Annotated in this window: 22 protein-coding genes; 16 read left to right on the top strand and 6 right to left on the bottom strand. The window is 66.6% G+C overall.

Features of this window, described 5'->3' with window-relative positions:
• Window positions 1-73: 73 nt before the first annotated feature.
• Genes accC through aroQ form a run of 3 tightly spaced genes read right to left on the bottom strand, consistent with a single transcriptional unit; the run spans window position 74 to window position 2,384 of the window.
• Window positions 74-1,423, bottom strand: a complete 1,350-nt coding sequence (gene accC, locus ACFQRC_RS10280) for an acetyl-CoA carboxylase biotin carboxylase subunit (protein ID WP_379960859.1) — start codon at window positions 1,421-1,423, stop codon at window positions 74-76.
• A gap of 6 nt (window positions 1,424-1,429) precedes the next feature.
• The gene (gene accB, locus ACFQRC_RS10275) at window positions 1,430-1,912 is read right to left on the bottom strand and encodes an acetyl-CoA carboxylase biotin carboxyl carrier protein (protein WP_379960857.1); all 483 of its coding nucleotides are present in this window, start codon (window positions 1,910-1,912) and stop codon (window positions 1,430-1,432) included.
• A 31-nt stretch (window positions 1,913-1,943) separates the two neighbouring features.
• Window positions 1,944-2,384, bottom strand: coding sequence for a type II 3-dehydroquinate dehydratase (gene aroQ, locus ACFQRC_RS10270; protein ID WP_379960855.1), 441 nt, complete (start codon window positions 2,382-2,384; stop codon window positions 1,944-1,946).
• Between the two features lie 47 nt (window positions 2,385-2,431).
• Here aroQ and thiS point away from each other — a divergent pair, with 47 nt between their 5' ends.
• Together thiS and ACFQRC_RS10260 are read left to right on the top strand one after the other, a co-directional pair.
• Complete coding sequence (gene thiS, locus ACFQRC_RS10265) at window positions 2,432-2,650, top strand: sulfur carrier protein ThiS (protein WP_379960853.1); 219 nt, start codon at window positions 2,432-2,434, stop codon at window positions 2,648-2,650.
• A gap of 72 nt (window positions 2,651-2,722) precedes the next feature.
• A complete protein-coding gene (locus ACFQRC_RS10260; RefSeq protein WP_379960851.1) occupies window positions 2,723-4,690 on the top strand; it encodes a protein-L-isoaspartate(D-aspartate) O-methyltransferase in 1,968 nt (655 codons plus the stop codon).
• Window positions 4,691-4,721: 31 nt separating this feature from the next.
• On the opposite strand, the gene ACFQRC_RS10255 is transcribed toward ACFQRC_RS10260, so the two are convergent.
• Together ACFQRC_RS10255 and ACFQRC_RS10250 are read right to left on the bottom strand one after the other, a co-directional pair.
• Window positions 4,722-5,627, bottom strand: coding sequence for a tetratricopeptide repeat protein (locus ACFQRC_RS10255; RefSeq protein WP_379960849.1), 906 nt, complete (start codon window positions 5,625-5,627; stop codon window positions 4,722-4,724).
• A 43-nt stretch (window positions 5,628-5,670) separates the two neighbouring features.
• Window positions 5,671-7,329, bottom strand: coding sequence for a thiamine pyrophosphate-binding protein (locus ACFQRC_RS10250; RefSeq protein ID WP_379960847.1), 1,659 nt, complete (start codon window positions 7,327-7,329; stop codon window positions 5,671-5,673).
• Window positions 7,330-7,526: 197 nt separating this feature from the next.
• Between ACFQRC_RS10250 and ACFQRC_RS10245 the strand changes: the two genes are divergently transcribed.
• The 8 genes from ACFQRC_RS10245 (at window position 7,527) to grxD (ending at window position 12,400) form a co-directional block, all read left to right on the top strand.
• Window positions 7,527-7,829, top strand: coding sequence for an SCP2 sterol-binding domain-containing protein (locus ACFQRC_RS10245; protein ID WP_379960845.1), 303 nt, complete (start codon window positions 7,527-7,529; stop codon window positions 7,827-7,829).
• A gap of 179 nt (window positions 7,830-8,008) precedes the next feature.
• Window positions 8,009-8,716, top strand: coding sequence for a CoA transferase subunit A (locus tag ACFQRC_RS10240; protein ID WP_379960843.1), 708 nt, complete (start codon window positions 8,009-8,011; stop codon window positions 8,714-8,716).
• Between the two features lie 85 nt (window positions 8,717-8,801).
• Complete coding sequence (locus ACFQRC_RS10235) at window positions 8,802-9,437, top strand: CoA transferase subunit B (RefSeq protein ID WP_379960841.1); 636 nt, start codon at window positions 8,802-8,804, stop codon at window positions 9,435-9,437.
• A 79-nt stretch (window positions 9,438-9,516) separates the two neighbouring features.
• On the top strand, window positions 9,517-10,338 hold the full coding sequence (locus ACFQRC_RS10230) for an N-acyl homoserine lactonase family protein (RefSeq protein WP_379960839.1): 822 nt from the start codon (window positions 9,517-9,519) through the stop codon (window positions 10,336-10,338).
• Window positions 10,339-10,420: 82 nt separating this feature from the next.
• Window positions 10,421-11,419: an NADPH:quinone oxidoreductase family protein gene (locus tag ACFQRC_RS10225; RefSeq protein ID WP_379960837.1), complete on the top strand. Its 999-nt coding sequence runs from the start codon at window positions 10,421-10,423 to the stop codon at window positions 11,417-11,419.
• Between the two features lie 76 nt (window positions 11,420-11,495).
• Window positions 11,496-11,822, top strand: coding sequence for a DUF1476 domain-containing protein (locus ACFQRC_RS10220; RefSeq protein ID WP_379960835.1), 327 nt, complete (start codon window positions 11,496-11,498; stop codon window positions 11,820-11,822).
• A gap of 4 nt (window positions 11,823-11,826) precedes the next feature.
• Window positions 11,827-12,060 carry a BolA family protein gene (locus ACFQRC_RS10215; protein WP_379960833.1) on the top strand — a complete coding sequence of 78 codons (234 nt, stop codon included), beginning with the start codon at window positions 11,827-11,829 and terminating at the stop codon, window positions 12,058-12,060.
• A 10-nt stretch (window positions 12,061-12,070) separates the two neighbouring features.
• Window positions 12,071-12,400 carry a Grx4 family monothiol glutaredoxin gene (gene grxD, locus ACFQRC_RS10210; protein WP_379960831.1) on the top strand — a complete coding sequence of 110 codons (330 nt, stop codon included), beginning with the start codon at window positions 12,071-12,073 and terminating at the stop codon, window positions 12,398-12,400.
• 31 nt (window positions 12,401-12,431) lie between these two features.
• Here grxD and ACFQRC_RS10205 read toward each other — a convergent pair whose 3' ends face one another.
• On the bottom strand, window positions 12,432-12,821 hold the full coding sequence (locus tag ACFQRC_RS10205; RefSeq protein WP_379960829.1) for a hypothetical protein: 390 nt from the start codon (window positions 12,819-12,821) through the stop codon (window positions 12,432-12,434).
• Between the two features lie 131 nt (window positions 12,822-12,952).
• Between ACFQRC_RS10205 and ACFQRC_RS10200 the strand changes: the two genes are divergently transcribed.
• From ACFQRC_RS10200 to nadA, 6 genes are all read left to right on the top strand, one after another.
• Window positions 12,953-13,732: a helix-turn-helix domain-containing protein gene (locus tag ACFQRC_RS10200; protein ID WP_379960827.1), complete on the top strand. Its 780-nt coding sequence runs from the start codon at window positions 12,953-12,955 to the stop codon at window positions 13,730-13,732.
• A gap of 319 nt (window positions 13,733-14,051) precedes the next feature.
• Window positions 14,052-14,420 (top strand): BlaI/MecI/CopY family transcriptional regulator, encoded by a 369-nt coding sequence (locus ACFQRC_RS10195; protein ID WP_379960825.1) that lies wholly within the window; start codon window positions 14,052-14,054, stop codon window positions 14,418-14,420.
• The gene (locus tag ACFQRC_RS10190) at window positions 14,417-16,150 is read left to right on the top strand and encodes a M56 family metallopeptidase (RefSeq protein WP_379960820.1); all 1,734 of its coding nucleotides are present in this window, start codon (window positions 14,417-14,419) and stop codon (window positions 16,148-16,150) included. The genes ACFQRC_RS10195 and ACFQRC_RS10190 overlap by 4 nt, the downstream gene beginning before the upstream one ends.
• A 48-nt stretch (window positions 16,151-16,198) precedes the next feature.
• The gene (locus ACFQRC_RS10185; protein WP_379960818.1) at window positions 16,199-17,062 is read left to right on the top strand and encodes an MBL fold metallo-hydrolase; all 864 of its coding nucleotides are present in this window, start codon (window positions 16,199-16,201) and stop codon (window positions 17,060-17,062) included.
• Window positions 17,047-17,772: a DUF4230 domain-containing protein gene (locus ACFQRC_RS10180; RefSeq protein WP_379960816.1), complete on the top strand. Its 726-nt coding sequence runs from the start codon at window positions 17,047-17,049 to the stop codon at window positions 17,770-17,772. Before ACFQRC_RS10185 ends, ACFQRC_RS10180 begins: the two co-directional genes overlap by 16 nt.
• A 74-nt stretch (window positions 17,773-17,846) precedes the next feature.
• Window positions 17,847-18,848 carry a quinolinate synthase NadA gene (nadA, locus tag ACFQRC_RS10175; protein WP_379960814.1) on the top strand — a complete coding sequence of 334 codons (1,002 nt, stop codon included), beginning with the start codon at window positions 17,847-17,849 and terminating at the stop codon, window positions 18,846-18,848.
• The last annotated feature ends 75 nt before the right edge of the window (window positions 18,849-18,923 follow it).

Below are 18,923 nucleotides of genomic sequence, written 5' to 3'. Positions count from 1 at the left end.
TATTCGCCGTCGCGGGCCAACCATTCCTCCAGATGGTTGGAAGAATGGCTTTAGGGTCGTCCCCCGGACGTCCCTACCCGCTGTCGCGGCTCAGCCAGTCCTCCAACCATTTGATTGTATAGTCGCCCGATTGGAATTCGGGATCGTCGATCAATTTCTGGTGGAGGGGGATGGTCGTCTTCATGCCCTCGATGACGAACTCTTCGAGCGCGCGGCGGAGGCGCATGATGCAGCCTTCGCGGGTCTTGCCGTAGACGATCAGCTTGGCGATCATGGAATCGTAATAAGGCGGCACCTTGTAGCCGACATACAGGCCGCTATCGACGCGGACGTGCATGCCGCCCGGCGCGTGAAAGCCGGTGACGGTGCCGGGCGAAGGCGCGAAGGTGCGCGGATCCTCGGCGTTGATGCGGCATTCGATCGCATGGCCGGAAAAGCGCACCTGATCCTGGGTGCAGGAGAGCGGATTGCCCTCGGCGATGCGGATCTGCTCGCGGACCAGGTCCATGCCGGTGATCATCTCGGTCACCGGATGCTCGACCTGGAGACGGGTGTTCATCTCGATGAAGTAGAATTCGCCATTTTCGTAGAGGAACTCGATCGTGCCGGCGCCGCGATAGCCCATGTCGGCCATGGCCTTGGCGACGATGCCGCCCATACGGTCGCGCTCTTCGGGCGTGATAACGGGGGAGGGGGCTTCCTCCAGCACCTTTTGATGACGCCGCTGGAGCGAGCAGTCGCGCTCGCCCAGGTGAATGGCGTTGCCCTCGCCATCGCCGAAAATCTGGAACTCGATGTGGCGCGGGTCGCCGAGATATTTCTCCATGTAGACGGTGTCGTCGCCGAAGGCGTTCTTGGCTTCGGAGCGTGCCTGGCTGATCTGCGTTTCGAGCTCGTCCTCCGATCGCACCACCTTCATGCCGCGCCCGCCGCCGCCCGACGCGGCCTTGATGAGGACGGGGTAGCCGGTCTCGGCCGCGACCGCGCGGGCCTCCTCGACCCCGTCGACCGGGCCGTCGGAGCCCGGAACCAGCGGCAGGCCGAGCCGAGCGGCGGTGCGCTTGGCCTCGACCTTGTCGCCCATCACGCGGATATGCTCGGGCTTGGGGCCGATCCAGATGATGTTGTGGAGCTCGACGATCTCGGCGAAGCGGGCGTTCTCGCTGAGGAAGCCGTAGCCCGGGTGGATCGCGTCGGCGTGACTGATCTCGGCCGCCGAGATGATGTTGGGGACGTTGAGGTAGCTCTCGCCGGCCGGCGGCGGGCCGATGCAGACGGCCTCGTCGGCGAGGCGGACATGCATCGCGTCGGCGTCGGCGGTGGAATGGACCGCGACCGTCTTGATGCCCATTTCGTGGCAGGCGCGGTGGATGCGCAAAGCGATCTCGCCGCGATTGGCGATCAGGACCTTCTTGATGGCCATCGCCGCTTACTCGACGATGACGAGCGGCTGATCGAACTCGACCGGCTGCGCGTCCTGGACGAGCATTTGGCTGACGGTTCCCGCTTTGGGCGCGACGATCGGATTCATCACCTTCATCGCCTCGACGATGAGCAGGGTATCGCCGGCATTGACCTTCTGGCCGGCGGTGACGAACGGCTTGGCGCCGGGCTCGCCGGCAAGGAAGACGGTGCCGACCATCGGCGATTTGATGACGCCGGGATGCGCGGCCGGCGACGCCGCGTCGGCGGCGGGCGCGGCGGCTGCCGCAGCCGGCGCGGCCATCGGCGGAGCGGCCTGCATCATCATCGGCGCGGCGGCGGCGCTGATCTTGCGCTTGACCACGATCTTGCGCTCGCCATCCTCGACCTCGATCTCGGTCAGGTCGTTCTCGCTCAGCATCTCGGCGAGGCGGCGCACCAGATCGGTATCGACCCGCATCGCCCCTTCGGCCTCGGTCTTGTCGGTCATCATATTCTATCCCTGTTTGCGGCGCGTCCTGTCAGAGACGGGCGGCGGCGTCCAGAGCAAGCTGGTAGCCCAGCGCCCCGAAGCCGGCGATTGTTCCTTGGGCGACCGGCGCGACGAAGCTGCGGCGACGGAAGGATTCGCGCGCCTGCGGATTGGAGAGGTGAACCTCGATCACCGGCACCGAAATCGCCTTCACCGCATCGTGCAGCGCCACCGAAGTATGGGTGAAGGCGCCGGCGTTTAGGATCACCGCCCGGGCGCCTTCGGCCTGCGCTTCGTGCAGCCAGTCGATAAGATGCCCCTCATGGTTTGACTGGCGCATGTCGATGCCGAGGCCCAGTTCTCGGCCCCGGTCTTCCAGCGCGCCGGCGATGTCGTCGAGCGTGTCCGTGCCGTATATTTCCGGCTCGCGTACGCCCAGCAGGTTGAGGTTGGGGCCGTTGAGGACATAGACTGTCGGTGGTTTCGCCATGGCGGCATCCTATATGGCGATGGGTTCGGTTAGGCAAAGGCAAGCATATGCACGACGACGGCACGGTATCGATCAGCGTCAATGGCGGGCACCGCCGGGTGATGGCCGGCATGACGATCGCCGAGCTCGCCGCGGAGCTCGGCCTGGAGCCGACCAAGGTCGCGGTCGAACGCAATATGGAGATCGTGCCGCGCTCGACGCTGACCGACGTGCGGGTCGAGGATGGCGACGATTTCGAGATTGTGACCTTCGTTGGCGGCGGCTGAAGGAGCGGAATTCGGAACGGCACCCGGCGCGGCAGGTTGTAGGATCGGAACCCAGCCGAAGAGGAGCCGATCATGGCCGACTTCGCCGCCGCGCGCGAGAAGATGGTCGCGCGCCAGATCGCCGGGCGCGGCATATCCGACATTTTTCTGCTCGACGCGATGCGCAAGGTTCCGCGCGAGCTGTTCGTGCCGCCCGACCTCGCCGAATTCGCCTATGACGATTCGCCGCTTCCGATCGAATCCGACCAGACCATCTCGCAGCCCTATATCGTCGCCCTGATGATCGACGCGGCCGGGGTGAAGCCCGGCGACCGGGTGCTCGAGATCGGCGCCGGCTCCGGCTATGCGGCGGCCGTGATGGGGCAGGTGGCCGGCGAGGTGCTCGCCATCGAGCGCCACCACGAGCTCGCAATGCTCGCCGGCGCGCGGCTGGCGAAGCTCGGCTATTCCAATGTCGACATATTGGAAGGCGACGGCTCCGAAGGCCTGCCCGAGGAAGCGCCGTTCGACGCGATCATCGCGGCGGCGAGCGGGAGCCATGTGCCCGAAGCCCTGGTCGAGCAGCTGGCGATCGGCGGGCGGCTGGTGATGCCGGTCGGCGAGCCGCATTCCGTCCAGAGCCTCGTCAGGGTGTTTCGGGTGAGCGAGGAGGAATATGAGCAGGAGGATCTGGGCGCCGTCCGCTTCGTGCCGCTGATCGGCGCGCATGGCTGGCGGGAGGCCGCCGGCAAGGGCGGCGCGCCGCCGTCGCTGCCGCGGATGGTCCGCGACGCCGCCGAACCGCTCCCGGCCATCGGCGACCCGGCGTTCGGCGCCTTGTTCGACCGCTATGCCGGCGCGCGGGTGCTGCTGCTCGGCGAAGCGAGCCATGGCACGTCAGAATTCTACCGCGCCCGCGCCGCGATCACGCAGCGCCTCATTGAGCATCACGGCTTCTCGATCGTCGCGGTCGAGGCCGACTGGCCCGACGCCGCCGCGATCGACCGCTATGTTCGCCATCGTCCTCACCGTGACGGCGAGGAGGCGGCGTTCCAGCGCTTCCCGACCTGGATGTGGCGCAACACCGACGTCGATGCCTTCATCCGCTGGCTGCGGCGGCACAATGAGGGATGCGCACCCGACCGGATGGCGGGCTTTTACGGGCTCGATCTCTACAATCTTGGCGGTTCCATGCGGGCGGTGATAGACTATCTCGACGGCGTCGATCCCGAAGCGGCGGCGGCGGCGCGCGAACGTTATGGCTGCCTTATGCCCTATGCCCGCAATCCGCAGGGCTATGGCCGGATGGCGATCACCGAAGGATATGCGCGGTGCGAGCAGCCGGTCGTCGAAATGCTTCGCGAGATGCACCGCAAGCGCCTGGATTATATGGCGGAGGATGGCGACGAGTGGCTGGACGCCGCGGCCAATGCCCGGCTCGTCAAGAATGCCGAGGAATATTATCGGATCATGTATCACGGCGCCGCCGAGAGCTGGAACCTGCGCGACACCCACATGTTCGAGACGCTCTGCCAGATACTCGATGCGAAGGGGCCGGACGCCAAGGCGGTGGTCTGGGCGCACAACAGCCATATCGGCGACGCCTCGCACACCGAGATGGGGCAGGTGCGGGAGGAGCTCAATATCGGCCAGCTCTGCCGGGAGCGGTTCGGCAAGGACGCGGCGCTGATCGGCTTCGGCACCCATAAAGGCACCGTCGCCGCCGCGACCGACTGGGACGGGCCGATGGAGGTGAAGAAGGTGAAGCCGTCGCTTCCGGGCAGCTACGAAAGGCTGTCCCACGAGGCGGAGTTGGAGTCTTTCCTCCTCGACTTGCGCGGCGCCGAAGAGAATCTTCGCGGCCTCCTGGAAGAACCCAGGCTGGAGCGCTTCATCGGCGTCATCTACCGCCCGGAAACCGAGCGCTGGAGCCATTATTCGCGGGCGATCCTGCCCGGCCAGTTCGATGCCTGGGTCTGGTTCGACGAAACCGAGGCGGTGACGCCGCTATCCGGCGCGGTCGAGGCGGGCGAGGACGAGACCTACCCCTTCGGCCTGTAGTACCGGCAGCGCCGGCGGATCGAGCGCCGCGTTACCGTCCCTCGGGCTTCGTGCCATCGGCGGGGGCGATCAGGGCGGCGTCATCGAGGCCCGCGAGCCGCATCGCCGAGGCTTCCCCGGCCAGCGCCTTGAGGGTCAGCGCGCTCGGCGTCTCCTTCCACTTGGTCACGATCTCGACCGCCTCGGCGACCTGCTCGGGGCCGAGCTCGGCCTGCGTCTTGTCACGCCATTCCTCCAGCCGCTTGGAGGGAAGGCCCTTGTCGCTGGCCTGGAGCAAGGCGACATAGGCATAGACCTTGACCGGATCCTTCGCGACCTTGCCCTCGCCGCTGTAAAGCGAGGCGAGCGCCTGCAGCGACGGTTGGTAACCCTGCTTGGCCGACGCCAGCAGATATTCGAGCGCCTTGTCGGTATCGCCCTGCTCGTAGAAGAAGCGCGCGACGTCGTGCTGGGCGAGGGCATAGCCCGCCTCGGCGGCGACCAGCTTGTGCTTCAGCGCCAGCGCCGGATCGTCCTCGACAACGCCTTCGCCCTGGCCATCGTATAAGGCGCCGAGCCGGTAGGCGCCGAGCGGATCGCCGGCCTCGGCCGATGCCTGGAACAATTCGAACGCGCGCTGCGGATCCTTGGCGAGGCCGTTCATTCCGGCGAGATGCATGATGCCGAGATGGTAGGCGGCCTCGCCATTGCCCTCGGCCGCCAGCGATGCGAGCTTCGTCGCCAGGGCGTTCCCCGCCTCCGCGCCAGCGTCCAGCGCGGCGAGCGATTCGCCTTCGGCCGCGGGCTCCTCGGCGGCCGTCATTTTCTCTTCCGTGTCTCCGTCATTTTCCTGGGCCGCGAGCGGGTCGAGTTCGGCCGCCAGATCGTCTTCGCTCGTCTGGGCGGCGAGGGGCGCGGCCGAGAGCAGCAAGGCGAGCGGAACGGACAGGGATTTCACAAATCGCATCTCATGCCTTTTTGAAGCCGATGGGCCGGCCATGCTACAGGGCTTTGACCCGGTCGCGTAAGGCGGTGATCGTGGTGTTCGCCGTGATATTCTCTACATCCGTCTTGAGATGGAGGAGCTTGACGCCGCGCTGCGCCTTCGCCCGCTCAAGCGCGGGCGCGAATTCCTCGCTCCGCTCCACCGTCTCCGCCCAGGCGCCAAAAGCGCGGGCGAGGGCCGCGAAATCGGGATTGACGAGATCGGTGCCCGACAGGCGCTCGGGATATTCCCGTTCCTGATGCATGCGGATCGTGCCGTAGCTCGCATTGTCGATCACCAGCACCAGCATGTCGGCGCCGTGGCGGACGGCGGTGGCCAGTTCCTGCCCGTTCATCAGGAAATCGCCGTCGCCGGCCGCGACGATCACCTGCCGCTCCGGGAAACGAAGCGCGGCGGCGACGCCGGCGGGGAGGCCGTAGCCCATCGACCCGTTGGTGGGAGCGAGCTGGCTGGGGAGGGCGGCATAATGCCAGTAGCGGTGGAACCAGCCCGAGAAATTGCCGGCGCCGTTGCAGACGATGCTGTCGGCGGGAAGCATGTCGCGCAGGTGCATGACGACCTGGCCAATGTCGAGCGCGATGTCCCTTTTCTGGGCGGTGCTCCACTCCAGCCATTCGCGGTGTGCCTCCTCGCCGGCCGAAGGGCGGGGGGAGGGCGAGTCCAGCGTTTCGAGGGCCAGGCCGACCGACATGTCGACGCACATCGCCTGGTCGGTGCGGTAGACGCGGCCGAGCTCGTTGGGATCGGGATGGATGTGGATGAGCGTCTGGCCCGGATGGTCGGGGGTGACGAGCGTGTAGCCGTCGGTCGTCGCCTCGCCCAGACGGGCGCCGACGACCAGCAGCAGATCGGCGTCCCTGACGCGCTGGGCGAGCTTCGGGTTGGGCCCGTACCCGAGATTGCCGGAATAGACTGCGCAGTCGTTGGCGACCGCGTCCTGCCGGCGGAACGCGGCCGCGACGGGAAGGCCCCAGCTTTCGGCGAAGCGCGCGAAGGCGGCGCCGCTGTCGGCGGTCCAGCCGGCGCCGCCGACGATCGCAACCGGCCGCTCCGCGATGCGCAGCTTCTCGCCGATGCCCGCGATCTCGCGGGGGCAGGGGACCTGCGCCGGCCGCTCGACGCGCGGGCGGTCGACTGCCTCGACCGCGTCGCGCAGCATGTCTTCGGGGAGGGCCAGTACGACCGGACCCGGCCGCCCCGAAATCGCCACCGAATAAGCGCGCGCCACATATTCCGGAATCCGCGCGGCGTCGTCGATCCGCGCCGCCCATTTGGCGAGCGTCCCGAACATGGCGGCGAAGTCCAGCTCCTGGAAGCCTTCGCGGTCGCGGTCGCCGCGCGCCACATCGCCGATGAACAGGATCATCGGCGTCGAATCCTGCATCGCGACATGGACGCCGACGGACGCGTTGGTCGCCCCCGGCCCGCGGGTCACGAAGGCGATGCCGGGCCGCCCGGTCATCTTGCCGTCGGCCTCGGCCATGTAGGTCACGCCGCCTTCCTGCCGGCAGACGACAAGCTCGATTTCGGGCGTGTCGTGAAGCGCGTCCAATGCGGCGAGGTAGCTCTCCCCGGGCACGCAGAAGATGCGGTCGCACCCTTGCGCGACCAGATTATCGATGAGGATTCGGCCCCCGGAGCGGATGTTCGTCATGGGCCGCGAGTTAGCCACCTTCTTTCGCGAAATCCATTCCGTTCGGGCTGAGCTTGTCGAGGCCCTGTCCTTCTCCGACGCCGCGGAAGGAGGACAGCTCTTCGACAGGCTCAGGGTGAGCGGGGATAGCGCAGGGAGCGCCCTTGACTTGACGTTCACGTAAAGTAGGGGAGGGGCAAACCAATCAGGAGCGTTTCATGACCAAGACCGACCTCGTCGCCAAGATGGGCGAGCATAATGCCTTTGTCCCGGGCAAGCGGATCAAGCTCGACTTCGGCGGCGGCGAGGGCGCGATCATGCTCGACGGCGTCGCCAACGCGGTGACCGAGGAAGACGGCGCGGCCGACACCGTGATCAAGATCAGCTGGGCGGACTGGGAAGCGCTCACCAAAGGCGAGATCGACGCGATGACCGCGTTCATGCAGGGCAAATTGAAGGTCGAGGGCGACATGTCGAACGCGATGCAGCTCCAGGGCGTGCTGGCGAAGCTGAAGAGCTGATTCTCTCCCCTCCCGCTCGCGGGAGGGGATCAAGGGGAGGGCCTGTCCCAGCCACATTCCCTCCCCCGGCCCCTCCCGCAAGCGGGAGGGGAGATAAACTTGAAACCTCATTCAGGTTTGCTTGACCCGACCTGCCCCGGGCCGTTATGCGCGGCTTCCTAACAAGGGAGCCGGAGCCCATGCGGAAAATCTACCCCGATGCCGAGGCGGCGCTCGACGGCCTGCTTCGCGACGACATGACGATTTGCGCTGGCGGCTTTGGCCTGTGCGGCATTCCCGAGCGATTGATCGACGCCATCCAGAAAAGCGGCGTCAAGGGCCTGACAGTCGCGTCCAACAATGCCGGCATCGACAATGAAGGCCTCGGCAAGCTGCTCCGCACCCGCCAGATCAGGAAGATGATCTCTTCCTATGTCGGCGAGAACAAGGAGTTCGAGCGGCAGTTTCTTTCCCGCGAACTTGAGGTCGAATTCTGCCCGCAAGGGACGCTCGCCGAGCGCTGCCGGGCGGGCGGCGCGGGCATTCCCGGCTTCTATACGAAGACCGGCGTCGGCACCCAGGTCGCCGAGGGCAAGGAAGTGAAGAGCTTCGACGGTCAGGATTACATCCTGGAACGCGGCATCTTCGCCGACCTCGCCATCGTCAAGGGCTGGAAGGCGGACGAGAGCGGCAACCTCGTCTTCCGCAAGACCGCGCGCAATTTCAACCAGCCGATGGCGACGGCTGGGAAAATCTGCGTCGCCGAGGTGGAGGAGATCGTGCCCGTCGGCAGCCTCGATCCCGACTGCATCCACCTGCCCGGCATCTATGTGAAACGCCTCATCCTCGGCGCGCCCTACGACAAAAAGATCGAATTCCGCACCGTCCGCGAAAGAGAGGCGGCGTGACCCGTTGCTCCCCGGCGAAAGCCGGGGCCCAGACCGACTCAGAAACTGGACCCCGGCGTTCGCCGGGGAACAAGGAGGATCAGTAATGCCTTGGGACCGCAACCAGATGGCCGCGCGCGCGGCGAAGGAGCTGCGCGACGGCTATTATGTCAATCTCGGTATCGGCATTCCGACCTTGGTCGCGAACAACATCCCGGAAGGGATGGAGGTGACGCTCCAGTCGGAGAACGGGATGCTCGGCATCGGGCCATTTCCGTATGAGGATGAGGTCGATCCCGATCTCATCAACGCCGGCAAGCAGACGGTGAGCGAGCTGCCCAAGACCGCTTATTTCGGATCAGAGCAGAGCTTCGCGATGATCAGGGGCGGGCATATCGACCTCGCCGTTCTGGGCGCGATGGAAGTGGCCGAGAATGGCGACATCGCCAACTGGATGATCCCGGGCAAGATGATCAAGGGCATGGGCGGCGCGATGGACCTCGTCGCCGGCGTCAAGCAGATCATCGTCGTGATGGAGCATGTCTCCAAGAATGGCGACCCCAAGTTCATCCCGGAATGCACGCTTCCGCTGACCGGCAAGAATGTGGTCGACATGATCGTCACCGATCTCTGCGTCTTCCAGCGGCCCGACCATGACAGCGCCTTCAAGCTGTTCGAACTGGCTCCGGACGTGACCGCGGACGAAGTGGCGGCGAAGACGACGGCCCGCTACGAGGCGTGATGTGTCCCGGCGAAAGCCGGGATCCAGACTCGGCGGACGAACTGGACCCCGGCTTTCGCCGGGGAGCGGGAGGGTGGACATGAGAAAAATTTTTCTGGCGACAGCGGCCTTTCTGGCCCTCACGGGAATGCAGAATCCGCCATCCGGCGTGGCCGATACCCCGCTCTCGCTGTGGCGGCTCGATTGCGGCACGCTTGACATCGGCGATCTGGGGGTCTTCTCCGACACCGGCCTCTATTCGGGCGAGAAGAAGACATTGGTGGCGAGCTGCTACCTCGTCCAGCACGGGGACCGCCTTTTGCTCTGGGACACCGGCGTCGACGGCGCCCTCGCGCGCAAGCCGAAGGACGCTCAAGGCACGTTCCTCAAGGAAAAGATCGTCAGCCAGCTCCAGCGCATCGGCTTCGACGCGGCGGACGTGACCTATGTCGGCATCAGCCATTATCATTACGATCATACGGGCCAGGTCGCCGATTTCCCGGATGCGATCCTCCTCACCGGCAAGGGCGACTGGGAGGTCATCAAGGTGTGGAAGCCGGCCGAGCCGCGCTTTCGCCACTGGCTGAGCGGCGGCGGCAAGGTCGAGCCGCTTGACGGCGACAAGGATGTGTTCGGCGATGGGCGAGTGACCATCCTTCAAATGCCCGGTCATACCGAGGGGCATCAGGCGCTGCTCGTCCGGCTCGCCAGCGGCCCGGTGCTCATTTCAGGCGACCAATATCATTTCACCGAAAATCGCGAGGTGGGCGGCGTTCCCAGCTTCAACGTCGATCGCGCCGATACCTTGGCCTCGCACGACCGTTTCGAGAAGCTCGCGAAGAATCTCGGGGCGAAGGTCATCATCCAGCATGAGCCAGGCGATGTCGGCAAGCTCCCGGCCTTCCCCGAGGCGGCCAAATGACCGTCATTTCGAGCGTAGCGAAGCAATCCAGGCCGGTGGATTGCCGCGTCGCTGCGCTCCTCGCAATGACGAGGAGGGTGTGATGCGCGCATTGCTCTCGCGCGCTCCCGGCGGACCTGAGACGCTAGAGCTGGCCGAACTTCCCGATCCCGTGCCGGCCAAGGGGCAGCTTCTCGTCTGGGTCAAGGCCTGCGCGATCAACTATCCCGATGTCCTCATCATCGAGGACAAATATCAGTTCCGGCCCGAGCGTCCGTTCGCCCCGGGCGGCGAGATTGCCGGCATCGTCGAGGCGGTCGGCGAGAATGTCGAGGGCTGGTCGGAGGGCGACCGGGTCATCGCCATGATCGGCCATGGCGGCCTCGCCGAAAAGGTGGTGGTGGACGCCAGGATGGCGCTTCCTCTGCCGCCGGAGCGGAGTTTCGAGGAGGGTTCGGCGCTGATCCTGACCTACGCCACCTCCATCCATGCCTTGCTCGACCGGGGGTGTCTCGAAGCGGGCCAGACCCTGCTGGTGCTCGGCGCGGCGGGCGGCGTGGGGCTGGCGGCGGTGGAACTCGGCAAGGCCTATGGCGCGCGCGTGGTGGGCGCCGTTTCCTCGGAGGAGAAAGCGGAGGCGGCGCGGAATGCGGGGGCGGATGACGTGCTGGTCTATCCGCGCGGGCCGTTCGACAAGGATCAGTCCAAGGCGCTCGCGCAGGCGTTCAAGGACGCTGTCGGGCCGAACGGCGCCGACGTGATCTACGATCCGGTCGGCGGCGACTATGCGGAGCCGGCATTGCGCTCGATCGCCTGGGAAGGGCGCTATCTGGTGGTCGGATTCCCGGCCGGGATTCCGAAGCTGCCGCTCAACCTGACCCTGCTCAAGAGCTGCGACGTGTGCGGCGTGTTCTGGGGCGCGTTCGCCGCGCGGAGCCCCGAGGCGAACGCGGCCCATATCCGGACCTTGTTCCGGCTGTGGGACGAGGGGCGGATCGCGCCGAGAGTGAGCCGGACCTGGCCGCTGGAGCAGGGCGGGGAGGCGATCGCCCACATGGCGGCGCGCAAGGCGGTCGGAAAACTCGTCGTCACGATGGACTGAGCGGCGCGCCGGCCGTTGCGCGGGACCGCGGCCGCGCCTATCTGACAGTCGAACCATCCCCTTGCAAAGGAAAGCCATGACCACGTTCGACGACCGCGAAAAGGCATTCGAGAATATGTATGCCCGCGATCAGGAGCTCCAGTTCAGGACGATCGCGCGCCGCAACCGCCTGCTCGGCCATTGGGCGGCGAAGCTGATGGGGCTGACCGAGGTCGAAGCGGAATCCTATGCCAAGGACGTCATCCATTCGGATTTCGAGGAAGCGGGGGACGAGGACGTGGTCCGCAAGATTCTCGGCGATCTCACCTCGGCCGGCGTCGAGTGCGACGAAGCGCGGATCCGCGAGGCGCTGGCCCACAAGACAGTCGAGGCGCGCCGGCAGATGATCGAGGCCCAGGGTTGAACCCATGCCGATGGCCGCCGAGGAGATAGAAGAGCTGATCCGGCAGGGCATTCCCGATGCCCGGGTCGAGATCACCGACCTCGCCGGCGACGGCGATCATTATTCGGCGCGGGTGGTGGCCGAGAGCTTCCGGGGGATGCCGAGAGTGAAACAGCACCAGCGCGTCTACCAGGCGCTGGGCGGACGGATGGGCGGCGCGCTCCACGCGCTCCAGCTCGTCACCGCGATCCCCGAATGAGGATGAAGATATGACCGACACCAACGCCCGCATCGCCGAGATCGTCGGCAAGAGCGACACCGTTTTGTTCATGAAGGGCACCGCCTTGTTCCCGCAATGCGGCTTCTCGTCCCGCGCGGTGGCGATCCTCGACCATCTCGGCGTCGCCTTCGAGACGGTCGACGTGCTCCAGGATCCGGAGATCCGCCAGGGCATCAAGGACTATTCCGACTGGCCGACCGTCCCCCAGCTCTATGTGAAGGGCGAGTTCGTCGGCGGCTCCGACATCATGATGGAGATGTTCGAGGCCGGCGAGCTCCAGCAGCTCATGGCCGACAAAGCGGTGGCCAAGGCGGAGTGAAATTCCCCTCCCGCTTGCGGGAGGGGAGAGTTCACGCTCCCGCCCGGATTCGGCGGAGACCCATGAATTCCAGCGCTGCGAGCGCCAGCACCGCGAGCGCCTGGGCGGCGACGAAGGCGGTGCCGAGGGCGGTGACCGATCCTCCATATTGCCCGAGCAGCGCGAAGCTCTCCGCCGTCCAGCCGAGATTGCCGACGATCACCACCCAGACGAGCAAGCGTGGCGGCGACGGACGCGACGCCAGCCAGCCGATGAACGCGGCGAGCGGCAGCAGCAGCAGGCCGGCGCCGCGAACCAGCCCCTCGGGCAGGCCGAACAAGGGAGCGAGAGGCGCCGCCGCCAAGCCCATCGCCAGGCCCATGCCGGCGCAGCTTAGCGCGTCGAGGGCGAGGATGCGGCGCAGGAAGATAGTCGAAGTCATGATCGGTCCTTTCGTCGTTTTCCGCCGCTTTCGGCGCGGCGATGGGCGGATTTATCGGGGCCAAGAGGTCATGCTGTCGATTACCTCGAAGGTAATGGGATCGCGGCGAAGAAGCGGCTAGGCTGCGCGTCATGAACACCGCCACCGCCCCCGTCGGCGAGCAACTCCGCGGCTGGCGCGGGCGCCGGCGCCTCAGCCAGCTCGACCTCGCGCTCGACGCGGAAATCTCCGCGCGGCATCTGAGCTTTCTCGAAACCGGTCGGTCCCGGCCGAGCCGGGCGATGCTGTTGCGGCTCGCCGAGCGGCTGAGGATTCCGGCGCGGGACCGCAATTTGCTGCTGGCCGCAGCCGGGTTCGCGCCGGCTTTGCCGGAACGCTCGCTCGACGACCCGGCTCTGGCGGCGGCGCGGAACGCCGTCGGCCTGGTGCTCAGGGCCTATGAGCCATTCCCCGCGCTCGCCGTCGACCGGCACTGGCAGCTGGTCGCCGCCAATGCGGGCATCGCGCCGTTGCTCGCGGGGGTCGCGCCGCATCTTCTCGATCCGCCGGTCAACGTGCTGCGGCTCAGCCTCCATCCCGAGGGTATCGCGCCGCGCATCGTCAATCTCGCGCAATGGCGGGCTCATGTGTTCAGGCGGCTTGAGGAGCAGATCGACGCGAGCGCCGACTCGGCGCTGGCCGCGTTGCTCGACGAACTGCGAACTTATCCGGGCGGCATCGACCGCTCGGCGGACGCGTTCGGGGGCGTGGCCGTGCCGCTGGTGCTGCGGAGCGACGCGGGCGAACTCTCGTTCCTGGGCACGACGACGATGTTCGGGACGCCGATCGACATCACCCTTGCCGAGTTGGCGATCGAGGCGTTCCTGCCGGCGGATGCCCGCACGGCCGGACTGCTGAAGGGCGGAGGCTGACGAGGAATGGGGCGGACGGCGCGACCGGAAAGAAGCGCCTGTCCGCCCCTGTTCGGTGGAACGTTGTGGACGCCGACAAGGATACACGCTCCGTGCCAGTTTCTCCGAACGGCGGAAAATCGCGTCTCACGATGGTGAAGCGGAATTAACCTCCTGCATGGATGTAAGCCGGGCCGACACCTGCTGCTTAATCCGACGTTCAGTCTCCGCTGTGTTAATTAAATAATACGCCGAGGGCTGGTATTCATCGGCCGTTCAGCGTAACGATTACATCTGTAATCAGGTGGACTACAGATGTAGTCCGCAAGGGAGGCGGCGGATGAGCGAGCGTATCTCGGACGCGGAACATGCGGTGATGGAGGTGCTGTGGCGGGACGCCCCGCTCGGCGCCTCGGAAGTCGCGGAGCGCATCGATCCTGATCGCGGCTGGAGCATCCGCACCATCAAGACAATGCTCTCCCGCCTGCTCGCCAAGGGTGCCCTCGTCCATGAGGAGGAAGGCCGGCGCTACCTCTACCGGCCCGCCATCGCCCGCGAGGATTTCGTGGCCCGCGAGTCGCGTCGGCTGCTCGACAGGATGTTCGGCGGCAGCGTCACGCCCCTGGTCGCGCATCTGGCCGAGCGCGACAGCCTCAGCCCCGAGGACATCGCCGAGATCGAGGCTCTCTTGAAGGAGCTCAAGTCATGATCGGATGGGCTTTTGACGCCGTCATCGGCACCACCCTATTGATGCTGCTCGTGCTGGCCGTACGCTGTCCGGTCGCGCATTTCTTCGGCGCGAGCTGGGCCTATGCCCTGTGGCTGCTGCCGGCGCTCCGGCTGCTGATGCCGCAATTCCCCGCGCTTTCCACCCCGGTCTCCGTGCCGTCGATCACGGTGGTGCTGCCCGCGATGGAGGCGGCCGCCGCGCCGCTCCCGGCTACGGGCGGCGGCACCGACTGGATCCTCGTCCTGCTCGCGCTCTGGGCCGGCGGGGCCGTCGCTTTCGCGATCTGGCACCAATCCTCCTACAGCGCCTTCCTGCTCAGCATCGGCTCCAGTCCGCGGCCTGGCGATCCGCCCGAATATGGTGGCATCCAGGTCATCGAGAGCGAAGCCGTCGACGGCCCGGTCGCGGTCGGCATGTTCGAGCGCCGGATCGTCGTGCCAACCCTGTTCAACTGGCATTATAGCGAGGCCGAGCAGCGGCTCGCGCTGGAGCATGAGCTGGTCCACCATCGCCGCGGCGACCTGTGGTGGAACATGGCGGCGCTGGCCGTGCTGGCGCTCAACTGGTTCAACCCCGTCGCCTGGATCGCCTACCGCGCCTTTCGCGACGATCAGGAGCTTGCCTGCGACGCCGCCGTGGCGCGCCGCTCGCCCGAACGCTGCCACGATTATGCCAGCGCGCTCGTCAAGGCGGCGAGCCATCCGGGGCAGGTCGCCACCTGTCCCCTGAACCGCGCCGACCTTCTCAAACGGAGACTGAAGATGATGAAGAACCACCGTGCGACCAAGGCGCGCACCGCCGGAGGCGCCGCCGCCCTCGCCATCCTCGTCACCGGCGGCCTGGCGCTGAGCAGCCCCGGATTCGCCCAGCGCGACGAGGTGAGCGACGTCGTGGTCGCGGCGGTCCAGAAGGACGGGCCGATGATCACCGCCGCCGAGCAGGCCACCATCCGCGAGAAATGCGGCGAAGGCGCGCCGGCGCAAGGCGGCATCGCGCTTCGCGGCCGCGACGGCGTGCTCCTGTGCGACAATGGCAATGCGGTCGACGATCCGGAGGTGCGCGCCATCGTCGCCACCGTGACCGAGCGGGCGCGGACCCGCGTCGCCTCCGCCATGGCGCAGCCGGAAGTGGTCGCGGCGATCGAGGGGCGGGCTGCCGAGCGGGCTCAGGCCGCGGCGCGGAGCATCGACACGGCCAAGGTGCGCGAAGCGGTGGCCCGGGCGCGGGCGGAGGTTCGCGTGGATATGGCCGAGGTCCGCAAGGCGATGGCGAGCGCCCGTGCGCAGGCCCATGCCAGTATCGCCGCCATCGACGTCGATTCTATCCGCGCGGATGCCGCCCGGGCCGCGCAAGCGTCGGCGCGGGCGCATGTTGCGCATCGCGCCTTCACCGCGGAGCATCGGGCGGAAGTCGAGGCCGCGCTCGCCGAGGCGCGTTCGGAGATGGAATATGCCCGGATCGACCATGAAGAGATTGCCCGGTCGGTTCGCGAATCCCAGCGCGCGGCGCGCGAGGCGCTGCGCGAGGCCGACCTGGATCGGCGCGAGGCACTGCGGGAAGCGGCGCGGGAAGTAGAAGAGGCGCATCGCGAGCGCGATCGGGCATTGCGCGAGGCCGAAATCGAACGCCAGCACGCATTGCGCGACGCGGATCGGGAGCGTCGTCGGGCGCTCGAAGAGGCAGGAAAGTGGGCGCGCGAGACCGAATAGCCCCGATCGGTCCGGCCGCTCCTTCCATTCCGGCAAGCGCGATGCCACATGCGGCGGATGGAAGACTGGGCCACCGGTATCGTCGAAACGCTCGACCCGCTCGTGAGGCGGCTGCTCGCCCCCAATCCGTCGCCGTTCACTCATAGCGGCACTCAAAGCTATATCGTCGGGCGCGGCGACGTCGCGGTGATCGATCCGGGCCCGGACGTGCCCGAGCATGTCGATGCGCTGCTCGATGCGGTACGGGGCGAACGGATCGCCTTCATCCTTTGCACCCACACCCACCGCGATCATAGCCCGGCCAGCCGGCCGCTTCAGGCGGCGACCGGCGCGCCGATCGTCGGCTGTCCGCCGCTGGCGCTCGAGGACGACGGCCCCCGCGCCGATGCCGCGTTCGATTTCGATTATCGGCCGGATCGGGTGCTCGCCGACGGCGAGACGGTGAGCGGTGAAGGGTGGACGCTGGAGGCGGTGGCAACTCCCGGCCACACCTCCAACCATCTTTGCTATGCGCTGTCCGAACGCCGGGCCTTGTTCACTGGCGACCATGTCATGGGCTGGTCGACCACGATCGTCTCGCCGCCGGACGGCGACATGGCGGCCTATATGGCGAGCCTCGCCAAGCTGCTCGCGCGCGAGGATGCCGTTTATTATCCGGCTCACGGTCCCGCCGTGGAAAATCCCCAGAGACTGGTGCGCGGCCTGATCGGTCACCGCCGCCAGCGCGAAGGCCAGATATTGCGCCACCTCCAGGCCGGGGAAGGGCAGATACCGGCCATGGTCGCGGCGATGTACAAGGGCGTCGATCCCGGGCTCCACCCGGCCGCCGCCCGCTCGGTGCTCGCGCATCTGATCGACCTGGAGGCGCGCGGCATGGTCAGCGAGGAGGGTCCGGCATGGCGCCCGCGATAGCGAACGGGTCGAGGATGCAACTGATCCTCGCGGCCCTGCTGGTGGCGGCGATCGGCTTCGCCGGGCTTCTCGCCTACCAACGCTACAATGAGCGCTATGTCGTCACCGAGGAAGCCGAGGGCGCGGCCGTCACTCAATTGGTGACCGCCCGGCTGTCGGGCATGAGCAACCTCAAGGTCGCCGAACTGTCAGGAACGATCCAGAGCCGGGCGACCGACGTCAGGGGTTTCGGTTGGCTGAGGTCCGACCAAGTGGTGAAGATGCCTTATTCGGTCGATTATTTCGTCGACGTGTCGCGCATCGGGCCGAACGACGTCGAATGGATCGAGGATTCGCGCACCCTGATCGTGAATGCGCCGGACGTGACCGCGGCCAGGGCCAATACCGATGAAGGCCAACGCACCCTGGTGCGCACGACCGGCATGTTCGTGACCCGCGAGGCCGGTGAGGAACTGAGCCGCCGGACGTCGCTGAACGCCCAGGCCAAGGCGCGTTCGGAGGCGATCTCGCCCGAGCGCATGGCGCAGGCGCGCGAACATGGGCGTCGCGCCGTCTCGGCCCTGATGTCCGCCCCGCTCGACGCGCTGGGTTATGGCGGCGCGCGAGTCATCGTAACGTTTCCCCCCGAGCGGCAGGGGCTGGATCGGGAACGCTGGGACGTGTCGAGATCGGCGGCCGATGTGCTAGAGGAACAGCAGGCTGAGCGTTAGATTTGAACGACAGGAATTCATGTCCAGGGTGACGGCGTTGGTAGGCGTCGCCCTGGCGATCGAACGGGAAGAGCATGAACGCACCAAATAGCAGCTTGAAGGGCCTGGACCTGCGCGCCGAGATCGACCGGCTGCGCAAGGAGCGCAACGCCGTCATCCTGGCCCATTATTATCAGAAGCCGGAGATCCAGGATCTCGCCGATTTCGTCGGCGACAGCCTCGATCTCAGCCGCAAGGCGGAGGCGACGGACGCGGATGTGATCGCCTTTTGCGGGGTGAAGTTCATGGCGGAGACGGCGAAGATATTATCGCCTCAGAAGATCGTCGTGCTGCCCGACATGGACGCCGGGTGCAGCCTCGAGGATAGCTGCCCGCCCGACCAGTTCAAGGCGTTCCGCGAGGCCCATCCGGACCATATCGCGCTCACCTACATCAACTGCTCGGCGGCGGTGAAGGCGCTCTCCGACATCATCGTCACCAGCTCTTCGGCCGAGATCATCCTCGACCAGATTCCGAAGGACCAGAAGATCATCTTCGGCCCTGACAAGCATCTGGGCGGCTATCTCGCCCGCAAGACCGGCCGCGACATGCTGCTCTGGCCGGGCGTGTGCATCGTCCACGAGGCCTTTTCGGAGACCGAGCTTTTGAAGCTCAAGGCGCAGCATCCGGGCGCGCCGGTGCTGGCGCATCCGGAATGTCCGCCGCACATCATCGATCATGCCGACCATGTCGGTTCGACGTCGAGCATCCTCGATTATGCCTTGCGCTCACCCGAGCAGACCTTGATCGTGGCCACCGAGCCGCACATCATCCACCAGATGGAGAAGACGGCGCCGCACAAGACTTTCATCGGCGCGCCGGGCGCGGACGGAAACTGCAACTGCAACATGTGCCCGTACATGGCCTTGAACACGATGGAGAAGCTCTACGTCGCCCTGCGCGACCTGGAGCCGCGCATCGAGATGGACGAGGAACTGCGGCTCGCCGCCAGGAAGTCGCTCGATACGATGCTCGACATGGCCGGGCGGACAGTGGGGCAGGGCGATGTCGGCCGCCCGATTTTCGCCGCCGGTTAGGTTGGCGGTGTCCGGGCGCAACCTGCTCAGCGTTGCCCGGCGAAAGCCGGGGTTCAGTCCAGCGCCCGCTCTGGG

The sequence above is a fragment of the Enterovirga sp. GCM10030262 genome (assembly GCF_042666435.1).
Classification (GTDB): domain Bacteria; phylum Pseudomonadota; class Alphaproteobacteria; order Sphingomonadales; family Sphingomonadaceae; genus Allosphingosinicella.
This window is presented reverse-complemented; position numbering and strand designations above follow the sequence as displayed.